Origin of the sequence: Rhodococcus sp. NPDC057135, assembly GCF_042670865.1 — a bacterium.
GTDB lineage: Bacteria > Actinomycetota > Actinomycetes > Mycobacteriales > Mycobacteriaceae > Rhodococcus_F.
On sequence record NZ_JBHUUU010000003.1, the window covers coordinates 453,130 to 476,589 of the forward strand.

At 63.6% G+C, this 23,460-nt stretch carries 21 protein-coding genes; 13 read left to right on the forward strand and 8 right to left on the reverse strand.

The annotated features are described in order from the left end of the window. Positions 1-20 precede the first annotated feature (20 nt). Positions 21-872 carry an ABC transporter ATP-binding protein gene (locus ACFT1A_RS07645; protein WP_378446466.1) on the forward strand — a complete coding sequence of 284 codons (852 nt, stop codon included), beginning with the start codon at positions 21-23 and terminating at the stop codon, positions 870-872. Next, the gene (locus ACFT1A_RS07650; RefSeq protein WP_378446467.1) at positions 869-1,909 is read left to right on the forward strand and encodes an ABC transporter substrate-binding protein; all 1,041 of its coding nucleotides are present in this window, start codon (positions 869-871) and stop codon (positions 1,907-1,909) included. The genes ACFT1A_RS07645 and ACFT1A_RS07650 overlap by 4 nt, the downstream gene beginning before the upstream one ends. 1 nt (position 1,910) lies before the next feature. Here the strand turns inward: ACFT1A_RS07650 and ACFT1A_RS07655 are convergent, their stop codons facing one another. Beyond that, positions 1,911-2,885 carry an ABC transporter substrate-binding protein gene (locus ACFT1A_RS07655; RefSeq protein ID WP_378446468.1) on the reverse strand — a complete coding sequence of 325 codons (975 nt, stop codon included), beginning with the start codon at positions 2,883-2,885 and terminating at the stop codon, positions 1,911-1,913. A gap of 551 nt (positions 2,886-3,436) precedes the next feature. Here ACFT1A_RS07655 and ACFT1A_RS07660 point away from each other — a divergent pair. From ACFT1A_RS07660 to ACFT1A_RS07685, 6 genes are all read left to right on the forward strand, one after another. After that, the gene (locus ACFT1A_RS07660) at positions 3,437-3,583 is read left to right on the forward strand and encodes a hypothetical protein (protein WP_378446469.1); all 147 of its coding nucleotides are present in this window, start codon (positions 3,437-3,439) and stop codon (positions 3,581-3,583) included. Continuing rightward, positions 3,580-5,469, forward strand: coding sequence for an ABC transporter ATP-binding protein (locus ACFT1A_RS07665; protein WP_378446470.1), 1,890 nt, complete (start codon positions 3,580-3,582; stop codon positions 5,467-5,469). The genes ACFT1A_RS07660 and ACFT1A_RS07665 overlap by 4 nt, the downstream gene beginning before the upstream one ends. Further along, positions 5,466-7,202 (forward strand): ABC transporter ATP-binding protein, encoded by a 1,737-nt coding sequence (locus ACFT1A_RS07670; protein WP_378446471.1) that lies wholly within the window; start codon positions 5,466-5,468, stop codon positions 7,200-7,202. Before ACFT1A_RS07665 ends, ACFT1A_RS07670 begins: the two co-directional genes overlap by 4 nt. Positions 7,203-7,223: 21 nt before the next feature. Then, the gene (locus ACFT1A_RS07675) at positions 7,224-7,865 is read left to right on the forward strand and encodes a TetR/AcrR family transcriptional regulator (RefSeq protein ID WP_378446472.1); all 642 of its coding nucleotides are present in this window, start codon (positions 7,224-7,226) and stop codon (positions 7,863-7,865) included. A 97-nt stretch (positions 7,866-7,962) separates the two neighbouring features. Beyond that, positions 7,963-8,463 carry a nuclear transport factor 2 family protein gene (locus ACFT1A_RS07680; RefSeq protein WP_283301938.1) on the forward strand — a complete coding sequence of 167 codons (501 nt, stop codon included), beginning with the start codon at positions 7,963-7,965 and terminating at the stop codon, positions 8,461-8,463. A 25-nt stretch (positions 8,464-8,488) separates the two neighbouring features. Next, complete coding sequence (locus ACFT1A_RS07685; protein ID WP_378446473.1) at positions 8,489-9,163, forward strand: pyridoxal 5'-phosphate synthase; 675 nt, start codon at positions 8,489-8,491, stop codon at positions 9,161-9,163. Positions 9,164-9,178: 15 nt separating this feature from the next. Here ACFT1A_RS07685 and ACFT1A_RS07690 read toward each other — a convergent pair whose 3' ends face one another. The 3 genes from ACFT1A_RS07690 to ACFT1A_RS07700 form a co-directional block, all read right to left on the reverse strand. Then, positions 9,179-9,487, reverse strand: coding sequence for a hypothetical protein (locus tag ACFT1A_RS07690; protein WP_283301934.1), 309 nt, complete (start codon positions 9,485-9,487; stop codon positions 9,179-9,181). Between the two features lie 319 nt (positions 9,488-9,806). Next, the gene (pnuC, locus tag ACFT1A_RS07695) at positions 9,807-10,463 is read right to left on the reverse strand and encodes a nicotinamide riboside transporter PnuC (protein ID WP_378446474.1); all 657 of its coding nucleotides are present in this window, start codon (positions 10,461-10,463) and stop codon (positions 9,807-9,809) included. Next, positions 10,463-12,067, reverse strand: coding sequence for a peptide chain release factor 3 (locus ACFT1A_RS07700; RefSeq protein ID WP_378446546.1), 1,605 nt, complete (start codon positions 12,065-12,067; stop codon positions 10,463-10,465). Before ACFT1A_RS07700 ends, pnuC begins: the two co-directional genes overlap by 1 nt. A gap of 352 nt (positions 12,068-12,419) precedes the next feature. On the opposite strand from ACFT1A_RS07700, the gene ACFT1A_RS07705 reads away from it, so the two are divergent. Further along, a complete protein-coding gene (locus tag ACFT1A_RS07705; protein ID WP_378446475.1) occupies positions 12,420-14,054 on the forward strand; it encodes a fatty acyl-AMP ligase in 1,635 nt (544 codons plus the stop codon). Positions 14,055-14,057: 3 nt separating this feature from the next. Here the strand turns inward: ACFT1A_RS07705 and pth are convergent, their stop codons facing one another. After that, entirely contained in the window at positions 14,058-14,630 is a 573-nt protein-coding gene (pth, locus tag ACFT1A_RS07710; RefSeq protein WP_317554351.1) for an aminoacyl-tRNA hydrolase, read from the reverse strand. A 109-nt stretch (positions 14,631-14,739) separates the two neighbouring features. Beyond that, positions 14,740-15,348, reverse strand: a complete 609-nt coding sequence (locus tag ACFT1A_RS07715; protein ID WP_230814263.1) for a 50S ribosomal protein L25/general stress protein Ctc — start codon at positions 15,346-15,348, stop codon at positions 14,740-14,742. Positions 15,349-15,638: 290 nt separating this feature from the next. Between ACFT1A_RS07715 and ACFT1A_RS07720 the strand changes: the two genes are divergently transcribed. Next, the gene (locus ACFT1A_RS07720) at positions 15,639-16,844 is read left to right on the forward strand and encodes a GAF domain-containing protein (RefSeq protein ID WP_378446476.1); all 1,206 of its coding nucleotides are present in this window, start codon (positions 15,639-15,641) and stop codon (positions 16,842-16,844) included. Here the strand turns inward: ACFT1A_RS07720 and ACFT1A_RS07725 are convergent. After that, positions 16,841-18,301, reverse strand: a complete 1,461-nt coding sequence (locus tag ACFT1A_RS07725; protein ID WP_378446477.1) for an FAD-dependent oxidoreductase — start codon at positions 18,299-18,301, stop codon at positions 16,841-16,843. The two genes, ACFT1A_RS07720 and ACFT1A_RS07725, sit on opposite strands and share 4 nt — an antisense overlap. Before the next feature lie 82 nt (positions 18,302-18,383). Beyond that, positions 18,384-19,565 carry an aminotransferase class V-fold PLP-dependent enzyme gene (locus tag ACFT1A_RS07730; RefSeq protein ID WP_378446478.1) on the reverse strand — a complete coding sequence of 394 codons (1,182 nt, stop codon included), beginning with the start codon at positions 19,563-19,565 and terminating at the stop codon, positions 18,384-18,386. Positions 19,566-19,579: 14 nt separating this feature from the next. Here ACFT1A_RS07730 and ACFT1A_RS07735 point away from each other — a divergent pair, with 14 nt between their 5' ends. The 3 genes from ACFT1A_RS07735 to egtB all read left to right on the forward strand — a co-directional run bounded on the left by ACFT1A_RS07735 (position 19,580) and on the right by egtB (position 23,460). Continuing rightward, positions 19,580-20,854: an APC family permease gene (locus ACFT1A_RS07735; RefSeq protein ID WP_378446479.1), complete on the forward strand. Its 1,275-nt coding sequence runs from the start codon at positions 19,580-19,582 to the stop codon at positions 20,852-20,854. A gap of 78 nt (positions 20,855-20,932) precedes the next feature. Then, the gene (gene egtA, locus ACFT1A_RS07740; protein ID WP_378446480.1) at positions 20,933-22,156 is read left to right on the forward strand and encodes an ergothioneine biosynthesis glutamate--cysteine ligase EgtA; all 1,224 of its coding nucleotides are present in this window, start codon (positions 20,933-20,935) and stop codon (positions 22,154-22,156) included. Then, positions 22,153-23,460 carry an ergothioneine biosynthesis protein EgtB gene (gene egtB, locus ACFT1A_RS07745; protein ID WP_378446481.1) on the forward strand — a complete coding sequence of 436 codons (1,308 nt, stop codon included), beginning with the start codon at positions 22,153-22,155 and terminating at the stop codon, positions 23,458-23,460. Before egtA ends, egtB begins: the two co-directional genes overlap by 4 nt.

Genomic DNA, 23,460 nt, shown 5'->3' on the forward strand with positions numbered 1-23,460 from the left:
GTGAAGGAACGAGGAACAGTGTGAACGAGACCAGTGCGGCCGCCGTCGTGCCTGAAAGGACGAATCGGCTTCGCGCCGAGGACGTCACGATCGGTTACGACAAGCGCGTCATCTCGGAGCACCTCGACGTCGAGATCCCCGACGGCGGCTTCACCGTCATCGTCGGTCCCAACGCCTGCGGCAAGTCGACGCTTCTGCGTGCATTGTCGCGGTTGCTCAAGCCGACGACCGGCAAGGTCCTCCTCGACGGCAAGGCGATAACGTCGTACCCGGCCAAGGAAGTTGCGAGGCGACTCGGGCTTCTGCCGCAGACGTCGATCGCTCCGGACGGCATCAAAGTCGCCGATCTGGTTGCGCGCGGACGTTATCCGCACCAGAAGCTGATCCGCCAGTGGTCCCGAGAGGACGAGGCCGCCGTCATCAAGGCGATGGAGGCAACCAAGGTCACGGATCTGTCGGCCAGGCCGGTCGACGAACTGTCAGGAGGTCAGCGCCAACGCGTCTGGGTCGCTATGGTTCTCGCACAGCAGACCCCGTTGGTGCTGCTGGATGAACCGACCACCTTCCTCGACATTGCGCATCAGATCGAGCTGTTGGAGCTGTGCCGCGATCTGAACGAGAACGACGGACACACGTTGGTGGCCGTGCTTCACGATCTCAACCACGCGTGCCGCTACGGAACTCACATCATCGCGATGAAGGACGGCGCGGTGGTCGCCGAGGGCCCGCCCGCGGAGATCATCACCGAAGAACTGGTGCAGGAGGTGTTCGGCATGGCGTGCCGCATCATCGACGATCCGGTTTCCCACACACCGCTGGTCATTCCGCTGGGACGCGAGCGTCAGCGAAACATCGAAGGAGCAAAGGTATGACACTCGTTCTGGATACGCAGGTTACCGACACGGAGTGGGCTCAGATCGTCGACCGCATTTCACGACGCCGATTCTTCGGTGGCGCTGCCGGTGTGGCTGCAGCACTGGCGCTGAGCGCCTGCGGAAGCTCTGATGGCGAATCCGACTCGGCCAGTGACACTCTCCCGTACACGTGGGCCGAGTTCAGTGGTGACGTTCCACGCGACCCCAAGCGTGTGGTGGTGCTCGACGGCCGGGTCGACCTCGAATTCGCGATGATGATGGACTACCCGATCGTCGGCTCGGGCAACTTCTGGTTCCCCGACGCCAAGGCGGGATTCCAGTTTCCCGGCCGCACCATCGAAGGCGCGAGCTTCGTCAACGTCGCCGGCGACTTCTCCACCAACTTCGAGGCGTTGCTCGCTCTCGAGCCCGATCTGATCGTCATCACTGCGATCGGATACACCAGCGACTGGTACGGCACCGAGCGCTTGTCCTCCATCGCGCCGCTGTTGGTCGTCGGTGACGACGTCGAACCGATCGCCGGACACCCGGTCGACTGGCGAGGTGCGCTGATGGCGCAGGCGAGCCAGCTCGACCGGGTGGCGATCGCCGAGGCTTCCATTGCGGAGTACGACGACAAGCTCGCGAGACTGCGTCCGATGTTGCAGGAGAAGCTCGGCGGAAAGAAGATCGTGTTCGGCGTTCAGACGCCGACCGGATTCCTTGTGCATCAGCGGAATCTGCGGATCAGTGTCGCAATCGATGCCGGCCTCGACGTGCTTTTCCGTGACGACGACAATGCAGAGAACTCGTTCGAGTTGTCTTTCGAGCAACTCGACACCTTGGCTCCGGCGGATGTGATCATCGCGCAAGCACGCGATCAGGAAGCGCTCGACGCGATCAAGACGCAGCCGACGTGGCAGCGGTTGCCTGCAGTCCAAGCGGGCAACGTGTTGACCAGCGACGCGCGATACAACCAAGGATTTGCGCTGACCGCGGCCATCTTCCTCGACGTTCTCGAGGAAGCGGCCGGGCGAATCACAGCTGGAGAGTAATTCAGGCGACGTTGCGGGCCTGGTCGAGTAGTTGTGCAACCTGCTCGAACCAGGCACCGTAATTGGCGTAGGTGTTGGGACGCTTGTCGTCGAAGTCGATCACCTGGTTCGCGCTCACCGCGGGCAGCTTGACGAACACGGGTGATGCTGCGAACGCTTCCGCCGACTTCGCGAACTGGAAGACGATGTCCGCCGGATAATCAGGGACCTGCTCCCAGCTGAGGTCGGCCCAGCCTTTGTCACCGCCCGGGCCGGTGAACTTCACGCCGAGTTCCTTCAGGTAGCCGAACTGAGCGAGTGCCGTTGTGCCTGCGTACAACTCGGAGCCGTCGCCGTTCAGAGCGAGTACTTCGATGTCGTCAACCTTGCCCGCAGCGGCTCGGATGCGCGCTGCCCCGGATTCGAATGCTTCCTTGCCTTCGCGCGCCGTTGCTGTGTCGGTGTCTCCGCCGAGAGCTTCGGCGAGTGAGGCGTATTCGCTCAACACGTCCGGCGTCGAAGAGCCGGAGAACTTGACACCGACAAACGGTGCAACATCGTTGACGGTCTTGCCCATCGGCTCGTCCCACCAAGTCCATCGGGTCGGGTCGTCGCTGTTTCCGTACCCGATGACCAGGTCTGGGTCCAGCGCCGCAAGAGCTTCCGCGCTGAGTTCACCTTCACGACCGACGACGGTCATCGTCGACTCGTCAGCGTGATCGGTGACGTCGGGATTGCCGACGCCGTAACCGAAGATGCCGACCGGCCGAATGCCGTAGTCCCACAGCGCGGCAGCGGAGTACGCGTCGACGACGATCCGCTCCGGGGCGTGATCGAGGGTGATCGTGTTTCCGTATCCCGTTGTGTAGCTCCAGGACTGGTCCGTCGAACTGGCCTCGGTAGAAGTTGATGCGTCGCTGCTTCCGCAGCCGGTGAGTAGGAGTGCGGCAACGGCGGGTAGTGCGGCGAAGCCTGCGAGCCTGTGAGTGATTTTCATGAGAACCTTCCGAACATGGCGAACTAAGCTAGGTAAGCCTAACCTGACATTCCGTTCGGGTGTCCCCAGGGTCAGTTGCCCTGCCACATCTGAAGCCATTCCCTCCAGGACGGGGGAGTGGTCGACGGTTGAGGTCTTCCGTGACGAAGTCTGTCGAGCATGAACTAGATAGCGCGTGTGTATTGCGGTGGCGCGGACCCCCTCGATCGGCAGGGGCGGTCGTAGATGCACCGCCATGAGCATGACGTCTGCAGGAGTGAAGTCGGGCGGGACTTCGCCAGTGCTGATGCAGATGTCGACCATTGATTGCAGCGCGGCCTCCAATTCTTCTGCGGCGCGGGTGACTTCGGTGTGTTCGGGCAACCTGCCGCCGAGGACGGGAATGAGCGGTCCCACCGATTCGGCTAGGTATCGCGAGAAGAGCGTCTTCAGTACGGCTTCATCGGTGTCTGCCGGCGATTGCACTTCCTGTGACGAGGGCTGCACAAACTACTTGAGTTATTGTAGGCTCCCCTAATCGAGACAGCATGTAACTAAGGCAGGGAGCGATGATGCGGCAGCAGTGGGGCCTACGAGCAGTGGCACTCACGCTCGGGGTCATGCCCGATACGGTCTTCGCCACCCTGCAATCACAAGCCGCGAAGGGTTTCGCATCCGACGCCGACGCAGTCACCCGAGGGAAGGCGTTCTCGAAATGACGACAACACAGCTCGAGACAGCAGACGTTCCACCCGAGGAGGCCAACGCGCCGCATGGATCTGCGGCCGAAGCCTCACTGGCCAAGGCCGAAGCGGCGGCGCACAAGAGCGCGTTACGCGAACTCCTTGCGCCAGTTCGCACACGGACGACCATCGCGATGGTGATGCAGGTGATTGCCGCGGTTGCTGCCATCGTCCCCTACGTTGCCATCGCCGAACTGGGCAAGACACTGATCGTGGGCGGCGACATCGACTCGTCCCGCGTCTGGACGATCGTGTGGGTGGTCGTCTTCGGCCTGGGCATGCGTGCGTTCTTCGGTGGCGGGGCGTTGATCGTCACGCACTTCGCCGACGTGAATCTCCAAGCTGTGCTTCGACGCCGAATCGCCGCGACACTCGGGCGACTGCCTCTGGGCTGGTTCACCTCCCACTCGTCCGGAACCGTGCGCAAAGCTGCGCAGAACGACATCTCCGATCTCCACTACCTGGTTGCGCACAGCGCCGTCGAGACCACCGGAGCCATCGCGGTGCCGCTCGTCGGACTCGGCTACGTGATTTCGATCGACTGGCGTCTGGGATTGGTCGCGATTGCCACGCTCCCGATCTACATGATCGCCTATGCGTCGATGACCAAGGACATGGCCGTCAAGATGAGCCGGATGAATGAGGGCATCGCGGCCATCAGCAATACGATCGTCGAGTTCGTCACCGGCATCGCAGTGGTCAAGACCTTCGGTCAGGACAAGCAGTCACATTCTCGGTACCGCGATGCCGCCAAGGCTTTTGCCGTTTCGTACGAGGGTTGGGTTCGCCCGATGCTTCGGACCGAGGCGCTGGCCTCGATTGCCTTGAGCGCGCCGGTAGTGCTGGTGGTGAACCTTGGTCTCGGCTCGTGGTTCGTCCACTCCGGGTGGGTGTCACCCATCGACGTCCTGACCAGTTCTCTTGTCGCGATGGTGATTCCGGTGTCGGTGACGACCATCGGTTTCGGTATGCAGGCCCGCCGTGAGGCTGCTGCCGCTGCGGCGCGGCTGATCGCGCTGTTCGCAACCGACGCACTGCCGGAAACCGATCATCCGAAAAAGCCCGCGGGGAACGAAGTTCGATTCTCGGGAGTCTCTTTCGCCTACGACGACGGGGCCGACGTTCTGTCCGACATCGATCTGACGCTGCCGGAGGGCACGGTGACGGCGTTGGTCGGGCCTTCAGGTTCGGGTAAGTCGACACTGGCGACGCTCGTTCCCCGATTCCATGACGTACGTACCGGATCCGTGGCCATCGGTGGTGTCGACGTCCGGGACGTCGCCACCGACGAGCTGTACCGCCACGTCGGATTCGTTCTGCAGGACGTGCAGCTGGTCGAAGCAACAGTGCTCGACAACATTCGGCTTGCCCGCCCCCATGCGTCGCAGGCCGAGGTGAAGGCTGCTGCCGCAGCCGCGCAGATCGACACCCGAATCGAAGCCCTCCCGAGAGGGTACGACTCTGTGGTCGGGGTAGATGCCAGATTCTCGGGCGGTGAGGCGCAACGAGTCTCGATCGCGCGGGCGATTCTCGCGGACACTCCGGTTCTCGTGCTCGACGAGGCGACCGCGTTTGCGGACCCGGAGTCCGAAGCCGATATCCAGGAAGCATTGTCGCGTTTGACGGTGGGGCGCACGGTGCTGGTGATCGCGCACCGGTTGGCTTCGATCGTGAGTGCCGATCAGATCGTGGTCCTCGACGCCGGGCGGATCGTGGAGAAGGGCACGCACGATCAGCTGGTAGCGAATGGTTCGACGTATGCCCGGATGTGGGCGAGTCACAGTCGGGCCGACTCGATCGAACACAGTCGGGCGGACAGCATCGCAGGTACGTCTGACGCAGTAGGAAAGGCCAACTCATGATTCGCGACCTCTTCCGGATCCTCGGCCCGCAGAATCAGGGACGCTATCGAGAGTTCCTGGTGTGGGCTGTGATGTACGGCGTGATGCAGGGTTTGGCAGTGGCATTGCTGGTGCCGACCGTGCGGGCACTGTTCGAGCAGGACTGGGGAAGTTTCGTTCGGTGGCTCGCCGCCATGGCTGTGTGCGCGGTGATCAGTTCGATTGCGCATTACCTGCAGGCAATCAAGGGATTCGAGTCGGCGCTCACCCTGCTGCGGACGATGCATCTGCGCCTCGGTGATCACCTCGTCACGCTCCCGCTCGGTTGGTTCGGTGCCGGCCGACTCGGCCAGGTATCGCAGGTCGCCAGCAAGGGCACCATCTCGGTGATGGGGGCGGCCGCGCATCTGATGACGCCGATCATCTCCGGAATCGCCAGCCCGGCAACCATTGTCGTGTGCATGCTGTTCTTCGACTGGCGGCTCGGGCTCGCGCTGGTGGTCGGCGTTCCGATTCTGTTCGCAGCAGCACGCTTTGCCTCGGCGATGACCGCCAAGGCCGACGATCAGGCCCATGCCGCGGCGGTCGAATCGAACAATCGAGTGCTCGAATTCGCGCGTTGCCAGCCGGTCCTGCGTGCTTTCGGACGCACCCATGGGGTGTACGAACCGCTCGACGACGCGATCGAAGCTCAGCACACCGCGGGTCGTTCACAACTGTGGTTCGTGGTGATCGGTTCCGTGGTCAACGGGATCGCCCTGCAGTTCGTGTTCTCGGCCGTGATCATCCTGGGTGCGTTCCTCGCGCTCGGCGGCGACATCGACCCGGTCACCTTGATCGCGCTACTGGGGCTCACCGCACGGTTCATCCAACCGCTGGGTGAGATCGGCGAGTTCGGCGGCGCAATCAGAATGGCACGCAACGAAATCCGTCGGATGTCCGAGATCCTCGAAGTGGAACCACTGGTCGAACCCGAAACCAGCGGGACGGCGACGGGGGAGACAGCCGTGCAGTTCGACGCCGTCGACTTCGGTTACGCCGACGGCGGGCAGGTTCTGCGGAACATCTCCTTCGACGTGCCGCGGAAGTCGCTGACGGCGTTGGTCGGTCCGTCGGGTTCTGGCAAAACCACCGTCACCCGGCTGATCTCGCGCTTCTACGACGTCGACTCCGGGGTGGTGCGTGTCGGCGGCGTCGACGTGCGTGACCTCACGAGCGCCGATCTGATGGCGCAGTTGTCCCTGGTCTTCCAGGACGTGTACCTCTTCGACGACACGTTGATCGCGAACATCCGCCTCGGCCGCCCCGAAGCCACGGACGAGGAAGTCTTCGACGTCGCTCGGATCGCCGGCGTCGCGGAAATCGTCGAGCGACTTCCGCGGGGTTGGGACACCCGCGTCGGTGAGGGCGGGACGGCACTGTCCGGTGGAGAGCGGCAGCGCGTCTCCATTGCGCGTGCACTCCTCAAACGTGCACCCATCGTGCTGCTCGACGAGGCGACGGCCGCGCTCGATCCCGAGAACGAGGCGCACGTTCAGCGTGCGATGCAGGAACTCGCCAGCGAAAGCACATTGCTCGTGATCGCTCACAAACTGTCGACCGTCGTGGCCGCAGACCAGATCATCGTGCTCGGTGACGACGGATCAATCGTCGAAGTGGGAACTCACGAAGTTCTCCTTGCCGCCGGTGGGAACTACGCCGCGTTCTGGAATCAGCGCCACCGTGCGTCGGGATGGCGGTTGGTAGCAGGCTGAGCAGGTGGCAGGCTGAGCAGAATGCAGACCGGAAAGAAGACAGGGCGGCCGCCGACGTTGTCGAGAGTGGACATCGTCGAGGCCGCCCTGGCTGGTGATCTGAGTGAATTGACCATGCCGAGTGTGGCAAAGCGTCTGGGCGTCAGTCATTCTGCTCTTTATCGCTACTTCGCCGACCGTGAAGCGCTGCTGCGGGCCTGCTCGGATCACGTTGTGCGTCAGACTGTGTGGCCGGACACGGATCGTCCGTGGCGTGAATTTCTGAAGGACCTCTGCGACGTTCTGTGGTCCTCGTTCGAGCGCTACCCTGGTCTCGCCCAGGTCGGTCTCGCCGTTCCGGGCACGCCGCCGGCGATAATCGAGATCGTGGAGAAACTGGTCGGTTCGTTGACTGCGCAAGGTTTCACACCACACGACGCGGTACTGGCGGTGGACTTCATCTCCGAGGTGACGATGACTCAGTTCGCGATGATGGCGGCACTGGACAAGACCGTCAGTTCCGCGGATTCGCGTTCTGCACGCCAGGCGTATCAGGAGAGTTGGAATGCGTCGGAGTCGTTGATCGAGGGGATCGGCGACGAATCGACGTGGCACGGACGCGGTTGGTTGGACGAGAAGATCACGATCATGCTCGACGGCCTGGAAAAGCGTGTTATCGGCTGACATTTCTACTAGCTTTGAGAGTAATGCCCGTTTATGCGTGATACAGGCTAATGTGCACACATAGGACGGGTGGTTGCTGCACCGGGAGGCGGGGATCATGGATCTCGAAGCGATTGTTCTCATCCAAAGACTCAAGTACCGATACGCACGCGCCTTGGACACGAAATCGTGGGTCGAATTCGCCGACACTCTGACTGTCGACGCCACCGCGATCTACGGAGAACAACTCAGTTTCGATTCCCGAGATTCATTCGTCTCCTTCCTCGAGAACACCCTCGGCTCGCACATCATCACCGAACATCAATGTGGGCAACCCGAGATCGACGTCGACGGAGACACCGCAACCGGGATCTGGTGCCTTGCGGACACGGTGGTCATCCCCGAGGACGGCATGCTGCTTCGTGGATCGGCTTTCTATCACGACAGATACACCCGCTGCAGCGACGGTGAATGGCGAATCTCCCACACGAGCTACGAGCGCACCTGGGAATCGGTGGTGGCGCTCGCCGACATGCCGAGCTTTCGATTGACGTCCAACAAGTGGGCACTGCTGCAGCAACCCTCGTTCGGTGACTCGATCGTTCGCAACGTCTCCTGAGGTCGCACGCGATTAGAGTCGGCTCATGGTTGACGCAGATTTCTCGCTGCCGGACGTCCGGGCATGGATTCGCGGTATTCCCGCACTGACCGGAACTCCGCCGCCCGCGCCTGAACGTTTTCCGGAGAACCCAGGAGAGTTGTTCCTCGACTGGCTCCGTGCGGCCGTGGCCTCCGGTGTCGTCGAGCCGCACGTGTGTGCGCTCTCGACCGTGGACGGCGACGGCATGCCCAATTCCCGCTTCCTCATCCTCAAGGACGTGACCGAGGGTGGGTTCTGGTTCTCCGGTTCGGCTGCATCGCCGAAAGGTATTGAGCTGAAAGAAAATCCGCGGGCATCGTTGGCGTTCTACTGGCGTGAGACAGGCCAGCAGGTCCGGATTCGCGGATTGGTACGCGAGGGCGACGACGCACTTCGACGCCGAGACTTCGTCGAACGCTCCGTCACGGCGAGAGCGGTGGCGACGGCAAGTAAGCAGAGTGAGGTGCTCGAAGACTTCGACGCGTACGACACGTCGGTGGCCGCTGCGGAAGCAAGAATCGGCGACGACCCAGGGTTCGTGTCGAAGGACTGGCGTGCGTGGTGCCTCGAACCGGAGTCTGTCGAGTTCTGGCAGGCAGACTCCGGGCGTCGGCATCAGCGGTGGTTGTACCGGCGTGGCTCGAACCGAGCATGGACACGCGCAGTGCTGTGGCCCTGAACAGCTGGGCCGAGCTCAGCTGGCGCTGATTTCCGGCGACACGAGGTTGACGACGATCGACTGTCCACCGAGCTTGGCGTGGATTTCTGGATGTTCGAACCCCGAGGACAACAGGTAGCTGCCGAGCATCGTGAGCAACTCGTCCAGATCCATCGTGGGATCGGAGGAATGCGTGCTCGAGGGTGAGGCCTGATTCGCGATCAGTTCGGTGTGGGTGAGACGCCCGGCCACTCGAACGGCGGCTACGCCCATCGCGTCGCGCCGTACGACGGTGCGACTCCGAGTCTCGAGTGTCCTCGATGATTCGCGTGTTGAAGCTGGCACTGAAAGGTCCTCTCCGCTGCTGTGTGCGGCCGTGGTTCGGGTGGGAAGCGGAAACGTGAAGGCATCCGATTGCTTGGGTGCGGTCGACAGGAAATCCGCTGTGGCGGTGGCGCTGCCGGAACCGTTGCTAGTGGAAAGGTTGCTCGCGGAACCATTGCCCGCGGAGCCATTACTCGCGGAACTATTGGCTCTCGATCCGTTTCCGGAACCGTTGGGACCCGTTATTCCGTGAGAATTCTTGTCTTCCATTGTTTCGCTCCTGATGCCCGTAAACAGACCGCCGGTTTGCTTAATCGACGCAAACATACCAGGAGTTCGTTTACGGTCGCACCCCTTGTGGAGTTCGACGTTGAATGCGCAGCCACATCGCGAAACCCCACAGTACGAAGAATGCGTAGACCAGATAGAGGATCGCCGACGGGTAGTACCCGGCCCGGAAAAGAAGGGGAACACCGACGGCGTCGACGCCGATCCAGATGAGCCAGAACTCGGTCCAGCCGCGTGCCATGCCGTACGTCGCGAGGATGGAGCCGGTGAAAATCCAGGCCTCCGCCCACGCCCCGTACGAGCCGAGAAGGTCGAAAATCCAGGCGAAAGCGATTGTGCCGCTTGCCATGACGGCGATCATGGCGAAGCGCTCGCGAGTTGTCGCCCAGTGCGGCAGGACTGCGCGACCGGAGTCGCGTGCCCCACGTCGCCACTGAGTCCATCCGTAGACGCTGACGGTGATGAACAACAACTGACGGCCGGCTTGGCCGTAGAGATTGAGCTCTTGCGGCGTGTGGAAAAGCGCGCCCATGAACACCGTGAACAACAAGGCATTTCCGGCTATACCGACAGGCCACGCCCATACCGAGCGTCGTGCGCCGGCGATCGCGGAGCCTATTCCGAACGCGTTTCCGATGATCTCTCGCCAGAGAATCGTGGCGCTGCCGATGTGCAGTTCGGCGTCGAACAGCGCCTCGATCAGGCTCATCAGTCCGCAGCAGCGACGAGGGGTTCGAGCGTCAGATCCGGAAGTTCCTTCTGGATGTACTGCAGGCGCCACTTGTCGCTGACAAGAGCGAGCAGAACACCGTCGGATCGGGTGAAGACCTCCACGCCGCGCTGACGGTTCAGCTCGACCTCGGACGCGGCGTCGGTACGACGGGCCAATGCATAGCCGAGGGGTTCCATCTTGGCCTCGACGTTGAACTCGGCCTTCATTCGTGCCGCGACAACTTCGAACTGCATCGGGCCGACGGCCGCCATGACGGGGGAGGCGTCGCCGCGGATGTCGTTGCGAAGAATCTGGACGACGCCCTCGGAGTCGAGTTGGTCGACGGCGCGGCGGAACTGCTTGTACTTGCCTGCGCTTTCGGCGCGCAGGATCGAAAAGTGTTCCGGCGCGAACGACGGAATCGGCGGGAACTCCACCTTCTTCTCGGTGTACAGCGTGTGGCCGGGCGCGAGGGCGGTGGCGTTGACGAGGCCGACGACGTCGCCGGGGAACGCGGACTCGACAGTGGAACGTTCGCGGCCGAACACCGTCTGCGCGTACTTGGTCGTGAAGGGCTTGCCGGTTTGTGCGTGCGTGACGACCATGCCGCGCTCGAACACGCCGGAGACGATGCGCATGAATGCCAGACGGTCACGGTGCGCGGTGTCCATACCGGCCTGCACCTTGAAGACGACCGCACTGAACGGATCGGTGACCTCGCGCGGCTTGCCGCTGAGGTCTTCGCGGCCTCGCGGCGGCGGAGCCAATTCGACGAGGGTGTCGAGGATCTGGCGGACACCGAAGTTGAGCATCGCGGACGCGAAGATCACCGGGGACGTCTGACCGGCGAGGAACATCTCCTGATCGTGGTCCTGGCCGGTAGCGGAGAGCAGTTCACTCTCCTCGGCCGCGGTCTCCCACTCGGATCCCTCCTTGGCGAGTGCGGCTTCGGCATCCATGACCTCTTCGGGGGCGATCTTCGCGCCGCCGGCGGTACGGGTGAAGCGGACGTACTCGCGAGCCTCACCGTCTTCGCCGCGACGCAGCAGTCCGCGGAAGTCACCGGCGATGCCGACGGGCCAGTACAAGGGAGTGGGTGTGAGGCCGATCCGCTCGCTGATCTCGTCGAGCAGTTCGAGCGGAGTCTGGCCGGGGCGGTCCCACTTGTTGATGACCGTGATGACCGGAATACCGCGGTGACGACACACCTGGAACAGCTTGAGTGTCTGCGGTTCGAGACCCTTGGCAGCGTCGATGAGCATGACGGCTGCGTCGACCGCGGTCAGGACGCGGTACGTGTCCTCGGAGAAGTCGGAGTGACCGGGGGTGTCGACGAGGTTGATGACGTTGATCTGCTCGTCCGGGGTCTCGGACGAGTGGTAGTTGAACTGCAGTGCGGTGGAACTGACGGAGATGCCGCGGGCCTTCTCCATTTCCATCCAGTCCGAGACCGTCGACTTGCGGCCGGCTTTGCCGTGGACGGCACCTGCCTCGGAGATCTTCTTCGCGTGCAGTGCCAGCGCTTCGGTGAGCGTCGACTTACCGGCGTCAGGATGCGAGATGACGGCGAAGGTGCGGCGACGCTCCGCCTCGGCTGACAAACCCTTGGTGGTCGTCGTGACCGCAACCGACCCGCTCTCGGTGGAATCGGGGCCTTCGGTGTCGGACTGGACAGTCGAGTCGGAAGGGACGGTCGAGTCGGACGGGGTAGTCAACGAAGAACCTCTCGAAGTGGGCGTCAGTGCCGGCGACGTGCCGGTGCGCGGACAGGTGGAGAGTGCGGCAGCACAACAGAGAAAGGATACTCGCAGACCACGATGCAATAACCACTGCGGCGTAACACTCGGCGAACGATCGCTGATTATCCAAGTATGTGTGTGTTCGAACACACAGCCATTTGTGTCCTGCGAAGAGTTGCACTGATCGAAGAGTGACACTGACCGAGGAGTTGCGTTGAGCAAGTTCACCGAAGAGATGTATGCGACCGCCGCAGTCACCGACCGCGGCCTGGTGACGGGAGAGCCCGACAACGCTTTCCGTCAGACCTGGGGCGACATCCACCAGGAGGCGCGGCGCATGGCCGGCGGCCTGGCCGAGGTCGGTATCGACCGTGGCGTTGCGATCGGCATTCTCGCTGGACAGCCAGTCGACATCGCGCCTGCCTGCCAGGCGACGTGGATGCGCGGTGCGTCGGTGACGATGCTGCATCAGCCGACCCCCCGAACGGATCTGGGTGTCTGGGCTCAGGACACCGAGACGGTGATCGACATGATCTCGGCAAAAGCCGTGATTCTGGGCGCGCCCTTCGATGCGGCCAAGCCGCTACTCGAAGAGCGTGGCATCACCGTCGTGACGGTGGACGAGCTTCGTGGCGGAGCGTCGATCGATCCCGTGGAGACGGTCGAATCGGATATCGCGCTCCAGCAGTTGACGTCCGGTTCCACCGGTTCGCCCAAGGCCGTGCAGATCACGCACGAGAACTTCTACACAAACGCATACGCGATGATCAACCGCATCAAGTTCTCCATCGAAGACGACGTGATGGTGAGCTGGCTTCCGCTGTTCCACGATATGGGCATGGTCGGGTTCTTGACGGTTCCGATGCAGGTGGGCGCCGAGGTCATCAGCATCACGCCGATGGATTTCCTCCGCACCCCGGTGCTGTGGGCGGAACTGATGGGCAAGTACGGCGGAACTGTCACGGCAGCACCGAACTTCGCATACTCCCTCTTGGCGCGTCGACTCGCACAGGCAGAGGACGGGGCGGTCGACCTGTCCAGCGTCCGATACATGTGGAACGGTGCCGAGCCGGTGGATCCCGACACGATGGATGCTCTCGCCGCGGCCGGCGCGCGTTTCGGTTTGAACCCGACAGCGCTGGCTCCCGTGTACGGAATGGCGGAAACCACCCTGGCGGTGTCGATTCCGGATCCCGATCAGGGTCAGGTTCTCGACTACGTCGATCCCGATTTCCTCGAGTCGATGTCCCGCGCGGTGCCGTCCAATCGCCCCAATGCGCGCGCCCTTGCGACGCTCGGAAAGATGGTGCCTGACCTCGAGGGACGCATCGTCGACCGTGACGGCCAGGTGCTGCCGGCCCGAGGCGTCGGAATCATCGAGGTTCGCGGCAAGGCAGTCACCCCCGGATATGTCACAGTCGACGGACACAAGCCGGCCCAGGACGCCGACGGTTGGCTCGACACCGGTGACGTCGGTTATTTCACCGAAGAAGGCCTGGTTGTGGTGTGCGGGCGAGTCAAGGACGTCATCATCATGGGCGGCCGGAACGTGTATCCGACCGACATCGAGCGGGCGGCCGGAAGCGTTGCCGGTGTGCGCCCGGGAAATGCAGTCGCCATTCGCCTGGATGCCGGCCAGAAGCGTGAGAGCTTTGCCGTCGCGGTCGAGACCAACGCTTTCGAGGATCCGGAAGAGGTCAAGCGCATCGAGCGCGAAGTGGTCCACGCCGTGGTCGCCGACGTCGGCGTGCGCCCTCGTGCCGTTGCGGTCCTTGGTCCCGGCAGTATCCCGAAGACGTCGTCGGGAAAGCTTCGCCGCGCCAATTCAGCTGCCCTGCTGGGTAACTGATTGTCAGTGCAGGCGGTTCTGGGCTGCCTCGAGCCCGAGTTCGAGCAGTAGCTCCACTGCATCCGCAGCTTCTTCGCACACGAGATCGAGTTCTTTTCGCTCCGTGGACGAGAACGGCTTGAGAACGTAGTCCGCCGGGTCCATGCGGCCCGGCGGGCGACCGATCCCGACGCGCGTGCGCAGGTAGTCCTTGGTGGTCAACGAACTCGAAATGGACCGCAGCCCGTTGTGGCCGCCTTCGCCACCGCCGAGTTTGAGCCTGACGGTCCCGAAATCGAGATCCAGTTCGTCGTGGACGACGATGATGTTCGCGGCATCGACCGAGAAGAATCGTGCGAGACCGGCGACCGCGCCGCCCGAGAGATTCATGTACGAGCGCGGCTTTCCGAGGATCACGCGTCGGCCGGCGAGGCGACCTTCGACGATCTCGGCGCCACTCTTCTTGTGTACGTTGAACTTTCCGCCCATGCGTCCGGCAAGGGTGCCCGCGACCATGAAACCGACGTTGTGCCGGGTCTTCTCGTACTGCGGGCCGGGGTTACCCAGGCCGATGACGAGGGCGGTATCTGTGCTCAACGGACGCTACTTTCTGACTTGTTCTTTTTTCCTGCTACGCGCGAACGGCGCGTCACTCCGAATCGGAATGACGCGCCGCGCGCAGTGAGTTCTGTAGGAACCGAGAGGATCAGGCCTCTTCTGCAGCCTCGTCGGCGGCGGGAGCTTCTGCGCCCTCTTCGAGGTCAGCCTCGGTCGGTGCAGCAACGACGTTGACGATCAGGGTGTCAGCGTCAGCCTGCAGGACGGAGCCGGTGGGCAGTTCGAGCTGGCTTGCGAGGATCTGGGTGCCGATTTCGAGGCCCTCGACCGAAACCTCGATCTGCTCGGGGATGTGGAGGGCGTCTGCCTCGATGGAGATGGTGGATGCATCCTGCGCGACCATGGTGCCTGCAGCAGCGTCACCGACGACTACGACGTGAACGTCGATGGTGACCTTCTCGCCCTTCTTGATGACGAGGAGGTCAGCGTGCTCGATGTAGCTGCGGATGGGGTGCACGACGACCGACTTGGTCAGTGCAACCTGCTCCGTGCCCTCGATGTCGAGGGTGAGGATGGCGTTGGTGCCCTGCGCGCGGAGGATGCGAGCGAAGTCGCGAGCCGGCACGTTGAGGTGGCGGGGATCTTCGCCGTGGCCGTACAGAACCGTGGGGACCTGGCCGTCGCGACGTGCGCGGCGAGCTGCGCCCTTGCCGAATTCGGTGCGGACGACGGCGACGAGGTTGTTTTCTTCAGACATGATGAAACGGCTCCTACAACTCACGGGGTTCGTGCTCGGTTTACTGACGTGTGGTTTTGCCTGCGAAAAGGGGGACAGGCGCGCACACGGCCAGGAGCGAAACGCTCGAGCTGAGCCGTAGCCGCGTCGATCACGGTAAACCTGCAACGTGTGGAACTGCTGCGATTCACCCTCGCCGAGACAACTTTGGATACGTTACCGGAGTTTGCTCCTCGCCGCTAATCGCAGGTGGCGGCGACCTGGCCGTGTGGACGTGGTTCGCGTCACATCGAACGCGGTAGCCTGACGGAGTGACCACCCTGGGGAACGCTCCCGAAGGCAGTCGGCTCGGTGCCGTCGTGCCGGGTACCGATCTGTCGCAGCATGCTCGCCTACTCAGTCGGGTGCACGACGCAGTTCTCTCCGGGCAGGAACCACCGGCGCAGCCGCGGACCGTCGTGGCACGGTCGTGGTCGAGAGTGGCTGCGGGCGGGCTCACACCGGATCACTGCGGCGCGTCTGCTGTCGCTGATTTCTCCGAGTTGGAGTCGAGGCGTTCGCGTACTGCACTGCGCTCGGTTCTGCCCGAGTTGCGAACCACTCTGACCGAGGTGGCCGAGGACGCGGGCTTCATCGTGGTCGTTGCCGACGCCGACGGTGTCCTGCTCTGGCGCGAGGGGTCGAAGGCGGTCAAGCAGGCGGCGGACGCACTCGGATTCGCCGAAGGTGCGCGATGGTCGGAGCAGTCGGTGGGTACCAATGCGATAGGTACCGCACTGATCGAAGATTCTGCGGTGCAACTCTTCTCGGCCGAGCACTATGCGCCGACTCACCACAATTGGTCGTGTACCGGTTCGCCCGTGCACGATCCGCGGACGGGCGAGATTCTGGGAGTGGTGGATATCAGTGGGTCCGCAGCCTCGGTGCATCCCACCACCGTCGCGCTGGTTCGCACCGCGGTTCGCCTCGCGGAGGCGACGCTGTGGCGCGAGCACGCAGCTCAGCTCGAGCGCCTGCGCTCGCGGGCAGCCCCGTTGTTCGCGGCCGGGACCGGACCGGCATTGGTGGTCGACGAGTTCGGTTGGGTGGCCGGTGCCAGCGGGATAGCCGCGCCCGACCGCGTTGCAGCGCCGAGCGCGGGAAAGCCCGTCATCGTGCCAGGGCTGGGGATGTGTCTGCCCGAGCCACTCGGGGACGGCTGGCTGTTGCGCACCGGCGTCGGCGGGCCGGTGATCGAGCTTGAGCTGTCCCTCGGGGCATCGCCGCAGGTGACGGTGCGTGGTGACGCCAACTGGACGCGAGCGCTCTCCCCGCGGCACGCCCAGATCTTGAGGGCCCTGGCAGCGGTCGGTTCGGCGGGTGTGGACGCCGCAGGCCTGAGCGAAGTGCTCTTCGGTGATCGCGAGCATGTGGTGGCAGTGCGCGCCGAGGTGTCCAGACTGCGGAAACACCTCGGCGCGGTCCTACAGACTCAGCCGTACCGCTTTGCCGACGGTGTGCGGGTCGTGGTGATCTAGCGCGCCGCGCTGATTCCGGCGCGTCGTCCGAAGAAGCTGCCGTCGCCGAGGCTGGTTCCGCTGGCGTAACCGCCTGCGCACACACCGGAAGTGCACCGGCCCGCCGCGAACAATCCTGGAATCGGCACACCGGAGACGTGCAGGACCTCGGAGTCGACGGTGGTCTTCAACCCGCCGAGCGTGAATCCGCCGGTGCGTCCGCGCAGATCGATTGCCGCGAACGGGCCGACAATCGGCTTCACCCACTCGCCCTTCTTCTCCAGCACCGGGTCCGACCCTTCAGCCGCGTGCCGGTTGTAGAGGTCGACAGTCGATTGCAACGATCCGGCGGGCAACCCCATCTCGGCTTCGAGTTCCTCGACGGTTTCCGCCACCCAGCTCGGCTGCGCCCGCAACTGCGCACTGGACGACTCGGCATTCATGCCTTCCTCGTATGCAGCTTCGTCGATGACGAGGAATGCCTGGTTGTCCTGCTGGAACAGCGTTGCCTGGCCGATGCGGCCGGGGTAGGTGTCCTCGGGGATGTATCGCTGACCGCGGCCGTTGACAAGAATGCCGCGCACCATCAACTGCGGGTCGCAGAAGAACGCGACCTCGGTGGCGTCCATGTGCGCGGTGTCGGCGCCGAGCGCCTGACCGATCTGGATTGCGCGGCCGTCGTGCGCCTCGATGGAGGCCGCCGGGTGGCCGAAGATACGCGGTGCGTTCGAGCGCACCATCTCGTTGTTGTACGCGAAGCTGCCCATCGCCAGCACGACGCCCTTGCGTGCGCGAATCGCGACGTCTTTGCCGTAACGCTTGGCGACGACGCCGACAACCCGATCGCCGTCTACCACCAGAGTTTGGACGCGCAGATCGTATTCTGCTCGGACACCGAGCTTTTCGGCCGTCTCGACGAGTGGCTTCATCAGCATGTAGCCGCCGCCCCGCTCACCGGTGTTCTTCTCGGACATCTGCGGAACGTGTCCGCGGGGCGCGGGATCGACGAGGGTGTTGAACGGCGCGGCGTTCTCGCCTCCCGAGTACATCAGGCCGTCGTCGTACGGCGGTTCCCAGCCGGGCTGACCCCAGAAGGACTCCTTGAACGGAACGCCGGCATCCACGAGCCAGTTGTAGTGATCGACACTGCCCTCGCAATACGCGTCGATCTTTGCGTCGTCGGTTCCGGGGCCGAGCGCTGCCTTCATGAACGTCTTCATGTTCTCGACCGAATCCTCGAACCCACACGCCTTCTGCAGCGGCGTTCCACCGCCCAGATAGATGAATCCACCCGCCAGCGAAGCTGCTCCACCCCAGCCGCCCGTTCGCTCCAGGACGAGAACCTCGGCGCCGGACCGCGCCGCTTCGATCGCGGCGGTGACGCCGGCGATGCCGTATCCCGCGACGACGACGTCGGCCTCGTAGTCCCAGGTGGTGATGTCGGCAGCGGAGATCGGTTTGACGGTGGGGTCGGCCATGCGAAGCGTCCTCTCGGAAGGCGAAACTACTGGTCACCACACAGTTGCAGTTTCGACTTCCGCAGATCAGGCATGGTCCCGGTCAACGGGAGGTTTGCACACTCCTGACCGCGCCCAGAAAAGTGTCCAGGTCGGCTTCGTCGACGAAGTAGTGCGGCGATGCGCGAACCACGGCGTCGAGTCCGCGGGCATCCATGTCGAGGAGCGTGGACCCGCGACCGCTGACGGTGACGGTGATGTTCTGTGCTGCAAGCTGATCCCGAACCAGGTGCTCGGAAATACCGTCGACGGTGAAGGAAACGATGCCGCTCAGTTGGGTTCCTCGATCGCGGACTTCGACTCCGGAAATCGCTGCCAGGCCTTCCCTCAATGCGCAGGCTCGGGATTCGATCTGCTCCCACACCGTGTCGGTGCCGATCGAGAGCAGATAGTCGGCGGCGACGCCGAGACCCAGGCGCGCAGCGACACTCGTTTCCCAGAGTTCGAATCGTGTTGCGTCCGGCGCAGGGACGAAGCTGTTCTCGCTGGTCCATTCCGCTCCGTGCAGGTCCATTGCAGCGGGTTCGAGCGCGTCGACGAGTCCGGGGCGGACGTACAGGAATCCGGTTCCGCGTGGCCCGCGGAGCCACTTGCGGCCGGTGGCGCTGAGCGCGTCGACGCCGAGTTCGGTGACGTCGATGGGCAACTGGCCGACGGACTGGCACGCGTCGAGTAGGACGAGAGAGCCGTGGGCTCTGGCCAATTCGACTACCTCACGGACCGGGTTGATCAAGCCGCCGTTGGTGGGGACGTGTACGACGGAGACGAGTCGAACCCGATCGTCGAGCATGTCTTCGAGTGCGTCGAGGTCGATGCGTCCGTACTGATCGCTCGGAATGACCTCGACGCCGGCGCCGGTGGAACGCGCCCGCCCCAGAGCGGCGATTGCGTTGCTCGCGTATTCGACTCCGCTGATGAGGATTCGATCACCAGGTCCGAGTGGAACGGCAGCGTAGAAGTCGTTCCACGCGCGGGTTGCGCTGTCCGTCAACGCGATATCGGTTGCCTGGGCGCCGATGACGCGGGCCAGTGAATGCGGAACAGCAGCCAGTGCGCCGCTCTGGCGAGCAGCGGCGACGTACCCGCCGACGTCGGCTTCACGTCGCAGGTGCTCGATCATGGTGGTCAGCACCGGCTCGGGCGGGAGCGAGGATCCCGCGCTGTCGAGGAACACCTTGTCGAGGCATCCGGGAGTGTCGCGGCGGATCGTGTCGAGATCGAACATGGCACCTTCCGTTCATGTCGGTGTGGTTCAAACTACCTGTGAACGAAGCTGTCCCGATGGAGCGAAGACTGGGCACGGCCGATGCCGTGGTAATCGGCCTCGGCGCGATGATCGGCGCCGGAGTCTTTGTGGTGTTCGCGCCCGCTGCCGCAGTGGCCGGTACCGGGTTGCTGCTCGGCCTGGCGATCGCAGCGTTCGTCGCCTACTGCAATGCGACGTCGTCGGCGCAGCTCGCGGCCAGATACCCGACGTCAGGTGGGACCTATGTCTACGGACGTGAGCAGCTCGGACCCTGGTGGGGGTTTGCCGCAGGCTGGTCGTTCGTGATCGGGAAGATCGCGAGTTGCGCGGCAATGGCTCTGACCTTCGCGACGTACGTTGCTCCTGCGGCCTGGCGTGTTCCCGCCGCCGTCCTGGTGGTCGTGGCCCTGGTGGCGGTCAACTACCGCGGAGTGACGCGGACGGCGCAGATGGCCAGGGTCATCGTCGCCGTGTCGACGACGGCATTGGGTGTGGCATTGCTGGTTGCCGTCGTGGGACCTGGTGCAGTGCGTGAGCTCCCGGACCTCGTGTTCGGGTCGTGGTACGGGATTCTGCAGTCGGCGGGGCTGCTCTTCTTTGCCTTCGCCGGTTACGCCAGGATCGCGACGCTGGGGGAGGAAGTGCGTGATCCGCGCCGCACGATTCCGCGGGCGATTCTGATTGCACTCACCGCCGCGGTTGTCCTCTATGCGCTGGTAGCGGTGGTGCTGTTGGTGACGTTGGGGCCTGATCGGCTGGCGAATTCGGCGCGGCCCCTGGCCGATGCGGTGGGCGCAGCCGGGTGGAACTGGGCCGTTCCCGTGGTGGTGATCGGTGCCGCGGCGGCGTCGGCGGGGGCGCTGCTGGCTCTGATCGCCGGGGTGAGTCGCACTGCGATGGCGATGGCCCGCGAGAGTGATCTGCCCGTTGCTCTCGCTGCCGTCCATCCACGGTTCGCAGTCCCTTACCATGCCGAACTTGTGGTCGGAGCTGTTGTAATCGTTCTGGTTTCGACAACCGATCTTCGTGGCGTGATCGGCTTTTCGTCGTTCGGAGTGCTGCTCTACTACTTCGTCGCGAACGTGAGCGCGTACAGCCAGCGCGGAGTGGACCGGATGTATCCGAAGTGGCTGCAGGCAGTCGGGGCGGCTGGTTGTGTCGTTCTGGTGGTCACACTTCCGTGGATCGCGGTTGTTTCCGGGGTAGGTGTGGTTCTGGCCGGTTGTGGGTACCGGTGGATACGACTGAAGAAATTCAACGACACGTAACACCACAATGGGTGCATCTCGGACGTAGGCGTTCTATCGTCGGTAACGACCGCGAAGACCGCCCGAAGGGGAAGTCGAATGGTGACAGCAGCGTTGACAGCAGCACAGACCACGCAGGTGGATTCGCGTCCTGCGGCCGAGGCCTACGTCGGTGGTGTGTGCTTCAAACAGGGGCCACCCCGCTTGGTCGGAGCCGAGGTCGAGTGGCTGACCAGGCAAGATCCCGGTGGGGAGCGGCCATCCGCCGCGACGCTGGCAAGAGCGCTCGGGCGACACGCACCCACCAGCATCGACACGGATTCACCGGCGGTTCCGCTTCCTCGTGGCAGCCTGGTCACCGTAGAACCCGGCGGACAGATCGAACTCTCGTCCGCTCCGCGCACGTCCGCCCGCGAACTGTGTGACTGTCTCGACGAAGACCGTCGGACTCTCGAATCTCTTCTCGCGTCGTACTCCATCGAAATCAGTTCGGCTGCCGCCGACGTCGCCCGCCCCCCTTCCCGCATTCTCCGATTGCCGCGTTACTGCGCAATGGAATCCCGCTTCGCCGGGATAGGCCCGTACGGCACCTTGATGATGTGCAGTACCGCAGCAGTGCAGGTCAGTGTCGATGCCGGCGGGAGTCCGGAGTCCATCGCCCAGCGTTGGCGGCTCCTCGGGGACATGGGTCCGGCTCTCGTCGCGGCGTTTGCGTGTTCTCCACGCTTGCAAGGGGTTCCGAGGGGAGATTGGGCTTCTCAACGCATGCGGACGTGGCTCGAACTCGATTCCTGGCGCACCGCCGCAATCCCGGAAGCGCAGGACTACGCAGCCTGGGCGCTCGACGTTCCGCTCATGTGTGTGCGAAACGAAGGCGATGATTGGACGGCTCCGCGGGGCGCGACTTTCGCGGACTGGATCGACGGCGCCTTGGATGCCGAGATCGGACGTCGCCCCGTCTGGGCGGACTTGGACTATCACCTGTCCACGCTGTTCCCGCCGGTTCGCGCTGTCGGCCATCTGGAGGTTCGCTACATCGACGCACAACCGGGAGATTTGTGGCGAGTGCCGATAGCAGCGATCGACGCGTTGTTGTCCGGGCCAGCCGTGATGCGCGAGGCGAGTGATGCTGCAGCGTCGACGGCCGGGAGGTGGCGGGATGCGGCAGAGTACGGTTTGGACGACGTCGAACTGCGTTCGGCGGCAACATCTCTGATGTCGCTTGCCGCGTCCTACGCGCCGGAGCCACAGTTTGTCCGTCTTCTCGATGCCGCAGCCGAACGGTGTTGTCGCGCAATTGTGCCCGGTGAGAGCGACACATGACGGGGGAGATCACCAAGGAAGCGGTCGAGGCCGTACTTCTGCGAGCGCGCGAGCGGTCGACGCTGCTCACCGACTGCGTCGACGATACCGAATTGATCGCTCAGCATTCCCCGTTGATGAGTCCGCTGGTGTGGGACCTGGCGCACATCGGCAATCAAGAGGAACTCTGGCTGGTGCGCGATGTCGGTGGCCGCGATCCGGTGCGTAGCGACATAGACGAGCTGTACGACGCTTTCAAGCATTCGAGATCGTCGAGACCGACACTTCCCCTGCTCAACCCGGCCGAGGCGCGCGAATACGTACGTACGGTTCGTGGGAAGGTCTGGGATGTGCTCGAAGCCAGCACGTTCGGGCGCACAGAACTCGACGTGGACGGCTTTGCGTTCGGGATGATCGCGCAGCACGAACAGCAACACGCCGAGACCATGCTCGCGACACACCAATTACGTTCGGGGCCCACGGCGCTCGTTGCGACACCCGCTCCGCAAGCGGCCCGCATGCCGGAACTCGACGAGGTCACCATCGCGGCCGGCTCCTTCGTCATGGGGACCGACGACGAGCCGTGGGCACTCGACAACGAGCGCACTGCACATCAGGTCTATCTCACCGATTTCGCACTCGACAGATTCCCGGTGACCAACGGGCAGTTCGTCGAATTCATCGAGGACGGCGGCTATTCCCGACCGGAATTGTGGTCTCGAGACGGTTGGCGGCATCGCGTCGACGCGAAACTTCGTGCACCTCTGTTCTGGGAACATGACAGTTCGGGTTGGTGGCACGAGACTTTCGGCGTCGAGGCTCCGGTTCCACCCGACAAGCCGGTTGTTCACGTGAGCTTCTACGAAGCCGAGGCCTACGCGTGCTGGGCTGGCAAACGGCTTCCCACCGAGGCGGAATGGGAAAAGGCCGCGCGGTGGGATCCGGAATCCGGGAGATCACGACGGTTCCCGTGGGGGGACGCGTCCGCCGACGAGAATCTTGCCAATCTCGGTCAGCGCCATCTCGGTCCAGCGGGCGTCGGCTCGTACCCGGCGGGTGCGTCGGCAGCAGGTGTCGAGCAGTTGATCGGCGACGTGTGGGAGTGGACCTCTTCGGGTTTCCATCCGTATCCGGGTTTCCGGGCCTTCCCGTATCGGGAGTATTCGGAGGTGTTCTTCGGCGGCGACTACAAGGTGTTGCGAGGGGGATCGTTCGGGACCGACAGCGTTGCCTGCCGGGGGACGTTCCGCAACTGGGACCATCCGATCAGGCGCCAGATCTTCTCGGGTTTTCGCTGCGCCAGAACGATTTCGGGTAGATCCTGA